Origin of the sequence: Chitinilyticum piscinae (assembly GCF_015223195.1) — a bacterium.
Lineage (GTDB): Bacteria > Pseudomonadota > Gammaproteobacteria > Burkholderiales > Chitinibacteraceae > Chitinilyticum > Chitinilyticum piscinae.
Genome location: NZ_JADFUA010000007.1, coordinates 56,120 through 71,365, shown reverse-complemented (window position 1 = coordinate 71,365; position 15,246 = coordinate 56,120). Strand labels below are relative to the sequence as shown.

14 protein-coding genes and 1 pseudogene are annotated in these 15,246 nt (G+C 56.5%); 13 read left to right on the top strand and 2 right to left on the bottom strand.

Going from position 1 to position 15,246, the window contains the following annotated elements; all coding sequences use genetic code 11:
* Positions 1-17 precede the first annotated feature (17 nt).
* A complete protein-coding gene (locus INR99_RS12400) occupies positions 18-1,799 on the top strand; it encodes a M61 family metallopeptidase (RefSeq protein ID WP_194116663.1) in 1,782 nt (593 codons plus the stop codon).
* A 29-nt stretch (positions 1,800-1,828) separates the two neighbouring features.
* Here the strand turns inward: INR99_RS12400 and INR99_RS12395 are convergent, their stop codons facing one another.
* Together INR99_RS12395 and smpB are read right to left on the bottom strand one after the other, a co-directional pair.
* Complete coding sequence (locus INR99_RS12395; RefSeq protein WP_194116662.1) at positions 1,829-2,917, bottom strand: porin; 1,089 nt, start codon at positions 2,915-2,917, stop codon at positions 1,829-1,831.
* 182 nt (positions 2,918-3,099) lie between these two features.
* On the bottom strand, positions 3,100-3,591 hold the full coding sequence (gene smpB, locus INR99_RS12390) for an SsrA-binding protein SmpB (protein WP_265588341.1): 492 nt from the start codon (positions 3,589-3,591) through the stop codon (positions 3,100-3,102).
* A 645-nt stretch (positions 3,592-4,236) separates the two neighbouring features.
* Between smpB and yajC the strand changes: the two genes are divergently transcribed.
* The 12 genes and pseudogenes from yajC (at position 4,237) to INR99_RS12330 (ending at position 15,162) form a co-directional block, all read left to right on the top strand.
* Complete coding sequence (gene yajC / locus INR99_RS12385) at positions 4,237-4,566, top strand: preprotein translocase subunit YajC (protein WP_194116660.1); 330 nt, start codon at positions 4,237-4,239, stop codon at positions 4,564-4,566.
* Between the two features lie 71 nt (positions 4,567-4,637).
* Positions 4,638-6,467 carry a protein translocase subunit SecD gene (secD, locus tag INR99_RS12380; protein ID WP_194116659.1) on the top strand — a complete coding sequence of 610 codons (1,830 nt, stop codon included), beginning with the start codon at positions 4,638-4,640 and terminating at the stop codon, positions 6,465-6,467.
* A 16-nt stretch (positions 6,468-6,483) separates the two neighbouring features.
* Complete coding sequence (secF, locus tag INR99_RS12375; RefSeq protein ID WP_194116732.1) at positions 6,484-7,419, top strand: protein translocase subunit SecF; 936 nt, start codon at positions 6,484-6,486, stop codon at positions 7,417-7,419.
* A 79-nt stretch (positions 7,420-7,498) separates the two neighbouring features.
* A complete protein-coding gene (locus INR99_RS12370) occupies positions 7,499-8,146 on the top strand; it encodes a DedA family protein (protein ID WP_194116658.1) in 648 nt (215 codons plus the stop codon).
* Complete coding sequence (bioC, locus tag INR99_RS12365) at positions 8,143-9,033, top strand: malonyl-ACP O-methyltransferase BioC (protein WP_194116657.1); 891 nt, start codon at positions 8,143-8,145, stop codon at positions 9,031-9,033. Before INR99_RS12370 ends, bioC begins: the two co-directional genes overlap by 4 nt.
* A 53-nt stretch (positions 9,034-9,086) precedes the next feature.
* On the top strand, positions 9,087-9,776 hold the full coding sequence (gene bioD, locus INR99_RS12360) for a dethiobiotin synthase (protein WP_194116656.1): 690 nt from the start codon (positions 9,087-9,089) through the stop codon (positions 9,774-9,776).
* Between the two features lie 2 nt (positions 9,777-9,778).
* Positions 9,779-10,378, top strand: a complete 600-nt coding sequence (locus tag INR99_RS12355; protein WP_228098282.1) for an SCO family protein — start codon at positions 9,779-9,781, stop codon at positions 10,376-10,378.
* Between the two features lie 89 nt (positions 10,379-10,467).
* Positions 10,468-11,223, top strand: coding sequence for a flagellar brake protein (locus tag INR99_RS12350; RefSeq protein ID WP_194116655.1), 756 nt, complete (start codon positions 10,468-10,470; stop codon positions 11,221-11,223).
* 168 nt (positions 11,224-11,391) lie between these two features.
* Positions 11,392-12,462, top strand: coding sequence for a porin (locus INR99_RS12345; protein WP_194116654.1), 1,071 nt, complete (start codon positions 11,392-11,394; stop codon positions 12,460-12,462).
* A gap of 127 nt (positions 12,463-12,589) precedes the next feature.
* Positions 12,590-12,955 (top strand): annotated as a pseudogene (locus tag INR99_RS17990) (transposase); the annotation flags it as partial.
* A 99-nt stretch (positions 12,956-13,054) separates the two neighbouring features.
* Positions 13,055-14,147 (top strand): IS3 family transposase gene (locus INR99_RS12335; RefSeq protein WP_194116652.1). Its coding sequence is split into 2 segments (ribosomal slippage): positions 13,055-13,305 and positions 13,304-14,147, totalling 1,095 coding nucleotides; the frame shifts between segments, so codons are not numbered across the junction.
* 277 nt (positions 14,148-14,424) lie between these two features.
* Positions 14,425-15,162: a transporter gene (locus INR99_RS12330; RefSeq protein WP_194116651.1), complete on the top strand. Its 738-nt coding sequence runs from the start codon at positions 14,425-14,427 to the stop codon at positions 15,160-15,162.
* The last annotated feature ends 84 nt before the right edge of the window (positions 15,163-15,246 follow it).

Here is a 15,246-nt window from a genome sequence, read left to right as displayed (position 1 = left end):
CGGAATTTTGATCATTCATGTTGCAGTACACGCTGTCATTTCCCGAGCCCCATACCCATCTATTCCATGTCGAACTCGAATTGGGCGACCCCGATCCGGCAGGGGTGATGCTCTCCTTGCCGGTGTGGATTCCTGGCAGTTATCTGGTGCGCGAGTTTGCCCGTCACATTGTCCGGCTGGAGGCCGAGCAGGGCGGCTCAGCCTTGCCGGTGCGCAAAGTCGACAAGCATCGCTGGCAACTGATGCCCGAGGCCGACGCTGGCAGCGTACGGATCCGCTATCAGGTCTATGCCTATGATTTGTCGGTGCGTGGCGCATATCTGGATCAGTTCCGGGCGTTTTTCAATGGCACCAGCGTGTTTCTGGCCGTGCTCGGGCGTGAGCAGGAGTCTTGCCGTGTCGATATCCGTCTGCCAGTGCAATGCGCGCACTGGCAGATTGCTACGGGGCTCCGCCCGCTCGCTGCGGGGGGCTATGAGGCGTACGATTATGATGAGCTGATTGACTGTCCGGTCGAGATCGCTCAATTCCAGCGCCTGTCGTTTAAGGCCTGCGATGTTCCGCACGAGTTTATTTTGTCTGGCGCGGTATGCGAGGATGCCGAGCGCCTGGTGGCTGACGTGAAGGCCATCTGCGAATACCAGATCCGCTTCTGGGGGGCGCCTGCGCCTTTTTCCTCCTACCATTTTCTGACCATGGTGACCGCCGACGGCTATGGCGGACTGGAGCACCGTAATTCCACCGCCTTGCTGTGCAGCCGGCAGGATCTGCCGCAGCCCCATGAAACGGCGCGCAAGCAATCCTACCGTCAGCTGCTCGGTCTAATCAGTCATGAGTATTTCCATACCTGGCTGGTCAAGCGCATCAAGCCCATGGAGTTTGTGCCCTACGATCTTGCGCAGGAGAACTACACAAGGCAGCTGTGGCTCTTCGAAGGGGTAACCTCTTACTACGATGATCTGCTGTTGCTGCGTAGTGGCTTGATTACTGCGGATGAGTATCTCGAGACGCTCTCGCAAACCATTACTGCCGTTTGGCGCAATCCCGGCTCGGCCGTGCAGACGCTGGAGGAAGCCAGTCTGGATGCCTGGATCAAGTACTACCGGCAGGATGAGAATAGCCCGAATTCACTGGTGAGCTATTACACCAAGGGCGCACTGGTGGCTTTGTGCACCGATCTGCTGATCCGCAAGCACAGCGGCGGAACCCGTTCACTGGACGATGTGATGCGTGCGTTGTGGCTGCATTACGGGCAGACCGGGCTGGGCGTCCCACCGGGGGCTTTCGAACAATTGGCGACTCAACAGGCTGGCGAAGACTTGTCGGCATTTTTTGAGCTGGCATTGCGCTCTTCGCACGAGTTGCCGCTGCGGGAGTTGCTGGCCGAGCAGGGGATCGAATGGCAGCAGCGGCAGGCGCTGAATCAGGCTGATAAGGGAGGCTGGCTGGAGCGCCTTCCAGAGCCGCGCGCCGGGCTGGGTATTAAGGTCGAGGCAGTACCCGAGGGGCTGAAAGTAGTGCAGGTGCCCAGCGGTTCTGCGGCCGAGCGGGCAGGATTGGCAGCTGGTGATGTCATCATGGCTGTAGAAAACCACAAGGTTGGCGGAGAGAGTCAGCTGCAGTTTCCCTCAGCCAGACAGGGGGAGGGCATGCTAGTTCATGCATTCAGGCGAAATCAGCTGCACTGTTTAGTTGTTGTTTTGCAGTGCCAACCTGAACTGACCATTGGATTGCGTAGTGCGAGTGGCTTGGTTTTTCTTGGAATGGGCTTATCCGATCAAATGAAAAACCAGCCTTAAGGCTGGTTTTTCATAGGGGGTCCCCAGGTTTAGAAGTCTGTGCGAACGCCCAGGGTGATCAGTTGTTGGTCGGAGCCATTGAGCGGGTCGCTAGGGGTGCCCTTCTCGTAATAGGCTTCGGTCTTGAACTTCGCATTCTTGTCGTTGTTCAGGTTTGCATAGGTCAGGTTGATGCTGGTTTGCTTGCTTAGCGCATAGCGGGCGCCAATAGTGAACTGCTTGGCACCAGAATCATCCTTGCCGGAGACATCATCAGCTACAGCGTATGCGCCTTGAAAAGTCAGTTTGTTCCACTTGTACATCAGGCCAAGGCTGTAGGAATCTTGATCGTAATCAGTTTTGCCATCATCCCAGTTGATGCGTTCGTAAAGCGCGCTGAGAGTGAAGGCGTCAATGAATACGGATCCGCCGATCATGAAGCCATCAATGCTTGTGCCCTCAACCGCCTTTTCCTTCTTCAAGCTAACGGATCCCGGCTTGATTTCGCGGTCGTCAGCACGTGCGTAGGCAGCGCCGAGAGCAAAGTATTCATGCTTGTATGCACCAGCAATGGTATAGCTCATCTGGTTTGTGATGTCGGTTTTGTTCTGATCGAAATCAATGTCGGCACGAACATTGAAGCCAGCCCACTTCGGGCTTTCGTAAGAAACAATCTGATCCATCCGATCACCCATCCGGCGATGGATACGGCTGCCGCCAAAGTAGCCAGAGTCATCGTTGAAGTAGCCGTCGAGTGCCTGGATTGCATCGCCTGACCAGTTCTTGTATGCGTTGTCGTACTTGCCGAAGCGCAGGGTACCCATGTCAGCGAACTGATAACCGATAAATGTATTGCGGGTACCGAAGACACCAGCACTGCCGCCATAGCCAACATTGACGCCGCTTTCCACTTGCCAGATCAGGCTGCCGCCCAGATCGTCGAATTTGTCCTTGCCTGCAAAGCGGATACGGGAACTTTGATCTGCAATACGGATTTTTCCGGCAGGGTCTTTTTCCGATTCGTGGTCTACGTCAACATAGTCGATGGCCGTGCGGATGGAGCCGCTAACGGTAACTTCCGCCATGGCGGCCGGCGCGAGGAAGGCTGCAGCAACGGCGGCTGCGATGATCTTTTGCATGAAACTCTCCGATTTGATTGTTATTGCGGCTTGTTGAACGCAGTGGTTCGGTAGCCCCTGTCCGCAGCGATGCCTTGGAAACGGGTGTATTGTCTGATCGTAACGTTAAAGAGATGTGACAGGTCTCGCCAATTGGCTGGCGTGACTAGTTAGTGTGGGGGATATGTAACAGTCGTGGACGCTTAACCGCGCTTGACTTCGTTCCGCACGAGCCTGGCTTTTTCGCGTTGCCATTCGCGTTCTTTTTCACTTTCGCGCTTGTCGTGCTGTTTCTTGCCCTTGGCCAGGCCGATTTCCAGTTTGATGTAGCCGCGGGTGTAGTGCAGATTGAGCGCTGCCACGGTGTAACCGGAGCGATCGACCTTGCCGCCGAGGCGCTCGATTTCTCGTTGCTTGAGCAGCAATTTGCGTGTTCGGGTCGGGTCCGGCTTGACGTGAGTCGATGCGGTCGGTAATGCAGAAATGTGGGCGCCGAAGAGCCAGAATTCGCCATTCTTGTAGATGACGTAGGATTCCTTGAGCTGGATACGGCCGGCGCGAATGGCCTTGACCTCCCAGCCCTCAAGCACCAAGCCAGCCTCGAAGCGCTCTTCGATGAAATACTCGTGAAATGCCTTGCGATTATCGGCGATGACCATGGGGGTGGATTCTGTGCTGTGCGGCAAAAGCGACATTCTAAGTAAACCGCTCGCGCTTGGCTATGTACAGACTGACAAGAAGCCAGTCGACATGGCTTGGCGCATCCAGTCATTTCAACTACAATCGGCATCCTTCTGTTGAGGGTGTAACAGCCAATTGGCGGAAACTGAAAGGGCCTCTAGCTCATGCTTGGTTAGAGCAGCGGACTTGAGGGTATGTGTGCCTAAGCCTTGATAGGTATGGCATTCAGACGTATGGGTTGCCTTCTGGCAAGTTTGCTCTGCTGGTTGGTAGAACTGCTCAAATTCGGGGAAGCCTCTGGCGCTGGTCGCCGTGGTAATCCCGAGCGAAGCCCGGCGCAGGCCGGGAACGTGTAGAGACTGTACGGGCAGGTCGTAATGACAAGAGACAGTCCAGACCACAAACCCGAAAGGGGCGGCGAAAGCCGTAGCTGGTAAGCATAATCCGTTGGTGCCGGGTTCGACTCCCGGGGGGCCCACCAGATCTGCAAAACCCCTGACCACTGCTGTGGCAGGGGTTTTGCTTTTGCGCGCGGCATGAACCTTTTTCGTGACGATTGTCAGATAGCGGTTCCGTGGCCGGTCGTGGCGGTGGATTTTGCCCTCACCTAGGGCTATGATTGGCCGTTTTGTCAGTTTTCAACTTACAGGGTGTATCCAATGTTTATCGCTCCCGCTTATGCCGATTCCGCTGCTGCTGCGGCTCAGGCGCCTTCCTTTGTTGCTCAGATTCTCCCGCTGGTGGTGATTTTTGCGCTGTTCTGGCTGCTGATCATTCGCCCGCAACAGAAGAAAGCCAAGGAGCACCAGTCCATGCTGCAGGCACTGCAAAAGGGTGATGAAGTAGTCGTTGGCGGTACAGTCGCCAAGATCGTGAAAATCTCCGATGCCTATGTCACTGTCGAAGTCGCTGACGGTGTGGAAGTGCTGGTTCAGCGTGGTGCGATTGGCCAGAAGCTGGAAAAAGGCACCATCAAGAACAACAAGTAAGTCCATAACAAAAAATTGGCCGGCGCGACCGGCCATTGCTTTGCGTGATCTTCACGCCCAGGGGAAGCCCCATGAATCGTTATCCTTGGTGGAAATATGGCCTGATGCTGGTGGCACTGGTCGTCGGTCTGCTCTACACCCTTCCAAATTTTTATGGCGAAAGCCCTGCGGTACAGGTTTCCGCCGCTCGCTCATCTGCCCAGCTGGATGCTGCCCTGCAGGCGCGGGTGCTTGCCGATCTGAAAACAGCCGGGCTTGAACCTACCGCCGTGCTGCCGGGGGCGGACACCCTCAAGCTGCGCTTCAAGGATGTGGAGCAACAGATCAAGGCCAAGGACATCATTCAGCAGTCGCTGGGTGAAAGCTACATCGTTGCCCTCAATCTCTTGTCCAACACCCCGCAATGGCTGTCTGAGATTGGGGCCAAGCCGATGTTCCTCGGTCTGGATCTGCGTGGTGGCGTGCACTTCCTGCTGGAGGTGGACATGAAGGCTGCGGTGGACAAGAAGCTGCAGAAGACTGCCAGCAGCATCCGTCGTGAACTCAAGGATGGCAAAGTGCGCTACGGGCGCGTAAGTGTGGATCGTGACAGCATCACGATTCAGCTTCGCGACGACCAGACCGTCGATGCGACCATGGCAGCCCTGAAAAAGGCGATGCCGGATCTGCAGCTCACCCCGAGCAAGGGCGAGGGCAATTTCAAGGTGGTCGCGTCCTTCAGTCCTGCCTCGCTTGCCCAGCTCAAGACTGACGCCGTGGCGCAGAACATCACCACACTGCATAACCGTGTGAATGAGCTGGGTGTGGCCGAGCCCATCATCCAGCAGCAGGGTGAAGGCCGTATCGTCGTCCAGTTGCCGGGTGTGCAGGATACCGCCAAGGCCAAGGATATCCTGGGACGCACGGCGTCTCTCGAGGTTCGCATGGCAGAAATGGATCCGGGCAAGATCGCCGAAGCGCAGCAGGGAAATGTACCCGCGGGCTTCGAGCTGCTGCCCATGGCTGGCGTGCGCAAGGGGCAGGTGCAGGAAATCCTGATCAAGAAGGAAGTCGAACTGACCGGTGACAACATCGTCAAGGCCGAGCCGCGCTATGACCAGAACAACAACCCGGTGATCGGGATCGAGCTGGATTCGCTGGGAGCCAGCATCTTCCGTGATCTGACCCGCGAGAATGTCGGCAAGTACATGGCGATCGTGCTGGTCGAAAAGGGCAAGGGCGAAGTCATTACCTCGCCGCGCATCAACGGCGAACTGGGGGGCAGCTTCGTGATCGAAGGCGGTGGCATGACGGTGAAGGAGGCTAGCGACATTTCGCTGCTGGTGCGTGCCGGATCGTTGGCCGCACCGATGAATATCGTTGAAGAGCGGACCATTGGCCCGAGCCTTGGCAAGGAAAACATCAAGAAGGGGTTTGATTCGACGCTGTACGGTTTTGTCGCGATTGCCATCTTCATGATGATTTACTACCGCATGTTCGGTGTGGTTTCGGCCATCAGCCTGGGCATGAACGTACTGTTCCTGCTGGCGCTGCTGTCGATGCTGCAGGCGACGCTGACGCTGCCGGGTATCGCCGCGATTGCACTGGCTTTGGGTATGGCGATCGACTCGAACGTACTGATCAATGAGCGTGTGCGTGAGGAAATCCGCAATGGTGTGACACCGCAGCTGGCAATCTCCGAGGGCTATCGTCATGCATTTGCGACGATTCTGGATTCCAACGTGACCACCTTTATTGCCGGTGCGGCCCTGTTCCTGTTCGGTTCCGGGGCGGTCAAGGGCTTTGCCGTCGTGCACTGCCTGGGCATTCTGACCTCCATGTTCAGCGCCGTATTCTTCTCGCGTGGCCTGATCAATCTGGTTTACGGCTACCGTCGCCGCCTGTCCGCGCTCGCGGTCTAATCGGAGTACGCAAATGATCGAATTTTTCCATATCAAGCGCGACATCCCGTTCATGAGCTATGGCAAGCTCACGACGGCCATTTCGCTGCTGACCTTTGTAGTTGCCGTCTTTTTCCTGGTGTTCAAAGGCCTCAATTTCGGTGTCGAATTCACCGGCGGTACGGTTGTTGAATTGCGCTATGAGCAGCCGGCGGATTTTCAGCAGATTCGCCATCAGGTCGATGGTCTCAAGTACGGTGAGTCGCAGGTCCAGTCGCTGGGCACTGCGCGTGACGTAATGGTTCGTCTGCCGAACATCAAGGGCAAGAGCAGTGCACAGATCTCCGAAGAAGTGTTCAACGTGCTGAAAACCGCTCGTCCCGACGTGAAGGTGATGAAGGTCGAATTCATCGGCCCGTCGGTGGGTGAAGAGCTGGTCACGCATGGCTTGACCGCATTGACCATCGTCTGTCTCGGCATCATCGCTTATCTGGCGATCCGCTTCGAGTGGCGCTTCGCCGTTTCAGCCGTGATTGCCAACATGCACGACGTGGTCATCATTCTTGGCTGCTTTGCCTTCTTCCAGTGGGAGTTCTCGCTGGCCGTACTGGCAGGGGTGCTGGCTGTGCTGGGCTACTCGGTGAATGAATCGGTCGTCGTGTTTGACCGGATCCGTGAGAATTTTCACAAGCCCAATATGCGCGGCAAGACGGTTCCGGAGGTGATCGATAATGCCATTACTGCGACGATGAGCCGTACCATCATCACCCACGCGTCCACCGAAGCGATGGTGCTGTCCATGCTGCTATTCGGTGGTGCCGCCCTGCATGGCTTCTCGATGGCGCTGACCATCGGTATCGTGTTCGGTATCTATTCGTCGGTACTGGTCGCGTCGCCGCTGCTGCTGATGTTCGGAGTTTCCCGCGAGAACATGGCCAAGCCGGTCGTCATCAAGGAAGAAGCTGTCGTCTGATCGTTATTTGGGATGACTGCAAAACGCCGACGATGCTTCGTCGGCGTTTGCCATTACTGGGGGCTATGCGAGAGAACTCATGGAATTCAATTTTATCGATCTGTTTCTGCATCTGGATCAGGTGCTTGAGCAATGGGCCATGTTGTATGGCACGCAGATTTACCTGATGCTCTTTCTGATCATTTTCTGTGAAACCGGCCTGGTTGTAATGCCGTTTCTGCCGGGCGATTCACTGCTGTTTGTCGCCGGCCTGGTGGCTGCGCTCGGGAAAATGGATCCGCTGGTCCTGGCGGCAACGCTGATTGCGGCAGCAATTCTGGGGGACAGCACCAATTACCTGATTGGCCGAACGCTGGGTGAGCGCCTGTTCCGCAACCCGAATTCGAAAATCTTCCGGCGCGATTACCTCGTGCGCACCGAGGCATTCTATGCCCGCCATGGTGGCAAAACGGTCACGCTGGCGCGCTTTGTGCCGATCGTGCGTACTTTTGCGCCCTTTGTTGCCGGGATGGGCAGGATGCCCTATCTGCGATTTCTGGGCTTCAGTGTGTTTGGCACCCTGGTCTGGGTTGGCAGTCTTGTCTCGCTGGGGTACTACTTCGGAAATGTCGAGATCATCCGCAAGAATCTTACCCTGATGGTCTTGGGCATCATTGGAATTTCCTTGTTGCCCATGTGCATCCATTTCGTGCAGCACAAGCTGCAACAACGCAAGGGCGGGGCATGAGCGAGGCGTTTTATACCGACAAGAAGGCGGTGCAAGCCGCGTTTGATCGGGCCGCACAATCGTATGATGCTGCAGCGGTATTGCAACGCGAAGTCGCCGACCGCATGCTTGAACGCCTGGCGCTGATGCGCATTGAGCCCGTCCGGGTGCTGGATGCCGGTTGTGGTACGGGGTATGCCCTGCCGGGGCTGAGGCAGCGTTTTGGTAGTGCCGAATTGCTGGCGCTGGATCTGGCGCCGGGCATGCTGCGAGTTGTCCAGCAGAAGCAGTCGGGGTTTCGGCAGTTGTTCGGCTTGCTGGATCGGCAGAAAGCGCTGCCCCTGTGTGGCGATATCGAAGCACTGCCACTTGCGGATGCCTCGGTGGATGTCATCTGGTCGAGTCTGACTTTGCAGTGGTGCAATACGCCGGATCGCGCATTTGCCGAGTTCCGTCGGGTTTTGAGGCCGGGTGGACTGCTGCTGTTCGCGACCCTGGGGCCGGATACGTTGCATGAATTGCGCACCGCCTTTGCAGGGGTGGATGGTTACAGTCATGTCAACCAGTTCATCGACATGCATGATCTGGGCGATGCATTGGGTCAGCAGGGTTTCAGCGGCCCGGTAATGGATATGGAATACCTGACATTGACTTATCCGGATGCCCGCGCCGTCATGCGTGATCTGAAGGACATTGGTGCCGCAAATCACATGCATGGCCGGCGCAGCGGCATGATGGGGCGCGCAGCCTGGCAGCGTGTGGTTGCGCAGTATGAGGCATTGCGCCGTGACGGCGTGCTGCCATGCACCTACGAAGTCATCTATGGCCATGCCTGGAAAACGGATGCACCAGCCAGCAGGACGCTTGCCGACGGTGCACAGATTATCGAGTTCAGGCCGCGTAAATAGCAGGGTATGCGACTGATTTCCTCAAGAATATTGATGTGCAGGGTGATAGGTTGATGGGTAAGGTGGTATTCATAACAGGCACCGATACCGATGCCGGCAAAAGCGTGGTAACCGCACAGTTGCTGCGCGGACTGGCGCGCCAAGGGCTGCGTACCGTCGGGATGAAGCCTGTGGCGTCTGGCTGTGAAGCGCGTGATGGTGATTTGTGGAGTTCGGATGTGGCATTGCATGCCTGCGCCAGCTCGCTGAAGGCGGACCGTGCCCTGACGTCGCCTTACCGGTTCGAGCCGCCGGTTTCACCACATATTGCTGCTAGCGAAGCGGGAGTCCTGATTGATCTTGCGCGTCTGCGTTCGGCGCTGGATGCGCTGCGCCAAGCCAGCGATCTCGTGCTGGTCGAGGGGGCTGGAGGTTGGCTGGCGCCCCTGTCAGACACGATGAGCATGGCTGATCTGGCTGATGAGCTGGCACTCCCGGTGGTGCTGGTGGTCGGCATGAAGCTGGGCTGCATCAACCATGCCCTGCTCAGCGCCAGGGCGATCATGCAAGGCCAGTGCCGCCTGCTGGGCTGGGTGGCCAACCAGCTGGATCCTGCCATGTTGCGCTATGACGAAAATCTGACCTATCTGAAGCAGGCAATGCCGGTGCCGTTGCTGGCCGAAGTGCTTTACGAGCCTGATGCCGCCAACAAGGCTTTGCCTTGTCCGGCCTTGCTTTCCCTGCTGGATCAACTGGAAGGATGACGATGCCGAGCCGATTTGGAATTTTGCTGGGCCAATTGCTGCTGCCAGCAATGCTTGCGGGATTGACTGCCTGCGGGCCAAGCGCCCAGTTTCAAGGCGTGGATCTTAGCGAGCAGCGTTATGGCGGTGATTTCACCCTGATTGATGGCCAGGGTAAACCGCGAACGCTCTCCTCCTTCAAGGGTAAAGTGGTGGTGTTGTTTTTTGGCTATACCCAGTGCCCGGATGTGTGTCCGACCACTTTGGCCGAATTGCGTGATCTGCTGCCACAATTCGGGGCCGCAGCACGGGACATCCAGGTGCTGTTCGTGTCGGTGGATCCAGCCCGCGACACGCCGGAATTGCTCGCGCAGTATGTGCCCGCATTCCACCCTGATTTTCTGGGGTTGACGGGCTCTGCGTCAGCCGTGGCGCAGGTTGCGCGCCAGTACGGCGTGGCTTACCAGCGACGCGGAGAGGGCGAGCACTATACGATGGATCACACCGCTGGCACCTATCTGCTTGATCGGCAAGGCAGGGTCCGCGTAATGATCAACTACGGCAGTGACCCGTCGGTATTGCGCCATGATCTACAGTTGCTGCTTGAAGAACGAGCTGACTGAAGCATCTTCCCGGCTAGGACAGCGCGGCCTGGCTGCTCTTGGCTAGAATGATGCCCTGAATAACCGCATAACCAGCTAGTAGCAATGCCATGAGTACATCTGCCGACCATTCCCAGCCCATTCCCTCAGAAATCGATATTTCACCTTTCGTCCAGCAGGCGCCGCTGGCCATCGGTTACGAGTTGCGTCAGCTTGCTGCACATAATGTGCCGATTGCGGTTTATTTCAACAACGGGCAGGGCATGATGATTACGCGGGTGCTCGATGTGGATAACAAGGCCCGCGAGTTCATTTTCGATCTCGCAGGGCATGAACCGACCAATGCGGCCTTGAGTCAGGCAAACCGGATTCTGCTGGTGGCGGCTCCCGAAGGGGTCAAAGTGCAGTTCACCATCCAGGCCGCCAAGCGTTGCACGTTCGAGGGCAAGCCTGCCTTTGTGGCGCCATTTCCTGTCGATCTCATCAAATTGCAGCGGCGTGAGTATTTCCGCCTGCCTACCCCGCTAGCCAACCCGTACCGCTGCAGTGTGATGTTGCCCGATGGCCGCAAGACCGGGCTGGAATTACACGATCTGTCGCTGGGAGGTTTTGGCTGCTGGGTCCCGGATGGCTTGCAGGCCAGCTTCGAGCCGGGAAGCCTTTTTCCGGAAGCCTGGTTCGAAATGGGCCCCCTCGGGCAGCTCAAACTCGCTTTCGAAGTGCGCAGCCTGCGTGAGCTGGATCGTGGCAATGTAAAACGCTGGTTTGTCGGGGCCAAATTTGATGGGTTGTCGCGTAATGCCGAGGCCGCAATCCAGCGCCTGCTGGTGCAGCTCGAGCGTGACCGCAAGGCGCTGCTTGGCTGAGTTTGTACGCATTCTGTTGCAGTTTGCCAACAGAATGCGGGATCGATGGGGTGCGGCTTTGCGTGGTCGGCGGTGAGTGCGTATGCTGCGAATCGTAGACATTGATCAGAGATGGTCGGTGTTAATACAGGTGGTTTATAAAACCTCTCGTGTCTAGGAGAAAACTAAATGTTCAAGCGTGTTCTGGTTGCTGCTGCTGTAGCAGCTGCTTTCGCCGCTCCGGCAATGGCCGAAGTTTCCATCAGCGGTTCCGCTGAAATGGACTTTTTCGTTCGCACCAACAACACTGTTGATGGCGATCCTAAGGTAATGCAAGAAATTGCAATCGTGATCAACGTTGACGGTAAGGACAAGCTGGACAATGGTTCCACTCTGTCCTGGCGTCTGGCTCAGAAGGTTGCTACCCCGGATCGTTTCGATGCGTGGGGCATCCGTGAAGCTTGGATTGCTTACGGTGGTGACTGGGGTACCCTGAAGTTTGGTAACCAATGGTCCAACACCTACCTGATCCAAGACTGGCCGTATGGTTCCAAGGGTTTCTCTGGCACTATGGGTGAAGTTCCGAACGTAGGCTTCGGTCAAGGCATTTCCTATGCTTCCCCGGCTTTCGGTCCGTTCAGCTTCACTGCTCAGTATGACTTCGGTGATACCGTAAACAATGCTGGTAGCCCGTATGCTTACGAAGTAACTGGTAACTTGGCTCTGGGTGGCTGGAACATCGACGCAGGCTGGTATCAGTCCGTTGATTCCACTCCGGTTCCGGCTGGTCGTGACTGGGCTGGCGGTGCTACTTCCGGTCGTCCGAATGGCCTGAGCGGCGCCAAGGGCACTGACTATGACAACTGGATCGTTGGCGCTCGCGGCAACATCGGTGATCTGGGTCTGCGTCTGGCCGTACGCGGTGCAGACGTAAATGTTGAAGGTGGTGCTGATGCTAGCCAAATCGGCTATCTGATTGGCGGCACTTATGGCTTCGGCAAGCACGCGATCAGCCTGGGCTATATGTTCCAAGAAGCAGAGCGTGATGGCGCGGACCAAAACGACAATGACTTCCAGACTATCGGCTTCCAGTGGGACTACGGTCTCTCCAAGAATACCGGTGCTTTCCTGCAGATCCGTCACAACATGGTCGGCAAGAACTGGGGTTCCAACGCAGTTGTATGGCAAAATGCTGATGGCAAGATCGCTTCCGAAGATAATGCCACCCGTATCTTGGTTGGTACTTGGACCGGCTTCTAATCGTTTGACTGCATGAGTCTTACTGCTTAGATGAAAAGGGTGGCGCAAGCCACCCTTTTTACATGTATTTATCGCCTTTTCTTACCTAAACAACTCAAGAGCCTCACGCTGCTTTCGTAAGGTGGGTATGATCAATCCTCTCTGCCCCAAAGAGTTCAAGATCGAAGCCGTCAAACAGATCACTGGAAGCGGCTATCCCGTCTCAGGAGTCGCAGGCCATCTTGGCGTATCTGCCTACAGTGTGTATCAATGGCTGAAACTTTAGGTCTCAGTCGCTCCAAACCAGCTGACTCAGTCGACCGGCAAGCCGAAATCTGGGGCACAGGACTGAACTGAAACGGGTGACCGATGAGCGCGACATCCTAATAACGGCCGCCGCATACTCTGCCAAGGAGTCCGGGTAAGGTATGTCTTCATCCTGGCCCACGAGCAGCAGTTTGCAGTTCTACGCCTGTGCCTTGTCATGTCTGTGCTCCCTTGTGGTTACTACACCTGAAAAGCAAAGCCGCATTCACATCCCGACGCCCACCCCCCACGAGTTTGAGCAGAAGGCTGCTTTGGAGTCCAATCCCCCTATCCAAGGAGACTGGACATGAAAAAGCGTTATTCGGAAGAACAAATCATCGGCTTTTTGCGTGAGGCCGAAGCGGGCATCCCGCTCAAGGAACTCTGCCGCCTGCATGGCTTTTCCGAGGCCAGCTTTTACCTGTGGCGTAACAAGTTCGGCGGCATGAGCGTCTCCGATGCCAAACGGCTCAAGGAACTGGAGGCTGAGAATGCCCGGCTCAAGCGCATGCTTGCCAACGCGTTACTCGAGAACGAAATCATCAAAGAAGCGCTGCAAAAAAGTGGTAGCCGCACCGGCAAGACGTGAGCTGGTGCGGTATATGACCAGGCGTGGCCTGAGTGAGCGACGAGCCTTGTCGGTGGCCTGCATGAGCGCCAGTGCGTTGCGCTATCGGCCACGACCGGATCGTAACGGACCACTGCGCGAACAGCTCCTCTTCTTGGCCCATCGACATCGTCGCTATGGCGCCGGCATGATTTATCTGAAGCTACGTCAGTCGGGCTGGGTGGTGAATCACAAACGGGTAGAGCGGCTATACGGCTTGGCGGGTTTGCAGGTGCGGCGGCGCAAGCGCAAGAAGGTGCCGTTGCGGGATCGTCAACCCCTGGTCCGGCCCATTGCAGCCAATCAAGTCTGGTCCATGGATTTCGTGTTTGATCGTACCGCCGAAGGGCGAGTGATCAAGTGCCTGACCATCGTCGATGATGCGACGCATGAATCCATTGCCATCGTGGCGGAACGATATCCGCTGACGCGCCTGCTGGATCAACTGACCAGCACACGGGGTTTGCCGCAGGTGATCCGGACCGATAACGGCAAGGAGTTCTGTGGTCAGGCCATGCTGATGTGGGCGCAACTGCGTGGCATTCAGTTACGCCATATCGAGCCCGGCAAACCCAATCAGAATGCCTACATCGAGTCATTCAATGGACGGTTCCGCGACGAATGCCTGAATGAACACTGGTTCACAGGCCTGGCTCTGGCATGGGTACTGATTGAATCCTGGCGACGCGAGTACAACGAGGAGAGGCCAAAGAAATCACTGGGCGGCCTGACGCCGTCTGCGTATGCCAGACAACTGGCCGCAAAGTTGGCTACATTAAACTCCGGTCTCTAAAGTCGTGTGCTACTGAAACCGGGGTGACGTGGCAATCCGAAGCGAAGTAATTGTTCCTCAACCGGGCTATTACCGGTAGGGTTTGAGAAGCAAAAATACCAACAGCTCGAGAGCAGGGACGACTTACTTGGCAAGCTTCGTGTTGGGCACTCGGCTTGCGAGTGGCAAGAGGCCCATGCCGAATTTGATATTAATAGCCATTATCATTTATTAAGTTTTAGCTACTGAATCCCGCTATAATCCATCGTCATTAGTGCAACCTGTTCAGGACTGAATCATGCCCATTTTGCCACGTCTTATCGTCGTTTCCCTGCTGGCCATCAGTGGTGGTGCCTTTGCTTATGATGATGCCGGAACGACCGGGGCAGGGAACGTGGATCTGGAAATCGCAACGGAAAAAGCAGTGGTGAAGGCTGACGCACATCGCAGCTGGACAACGGCGCTGACGGCCAGTTATGGCCTGAGCGAGGAACTGGATCTCAGCGCTTCGCTACCCTATGTCGATTCCCGCAGCGGTGGCGCTGACTCCGCCGCGGCGCGCGGCATCGGCGACATCAGTGCCGGGTTCAAATGGCGTTTCCTCGAGCAGGAGGAGGGCCTGTCCCTGGCTCTCAGTGCCAATGCCGTACTGCCTACTGCCAATCCGAACAAGGGTCTGGGCAATGACCGCCTGGGCGCGGATGCCACTCTGATTGCCGAGTATGCTCTGGGTGATGTGACCCTGTATGGCAATGCCGGTTACGTCTTCAACAATAACAAGGCGGGAGATCGCAATCATCTCTGGACTGCGGCCATCGCGGCTGAGTACGCCTTCAGCGAGCAGTTTGCCGCCAATGTCGAACTGGCGTCGCAGCGCAATGCCAGCAAGGAAAACCACCGAAATCCGCTGTCGGCCGGCTTGGGAGTGACCATCACTCCAAGTGAATTGATCGACATTGATCTCGGCTATCAATGGGGGCTGAACGACGCGGCGGATGATTATGTCATCAGCGCCGGATTGACCTTCCATCTTTGATGGCGCCGAGGTCACCCGGAAGAAAAGTCCTTGGTGAATGATAGGGTCTGCTTTTGATATGTGTTAGCTGGTGATGTTGTGATG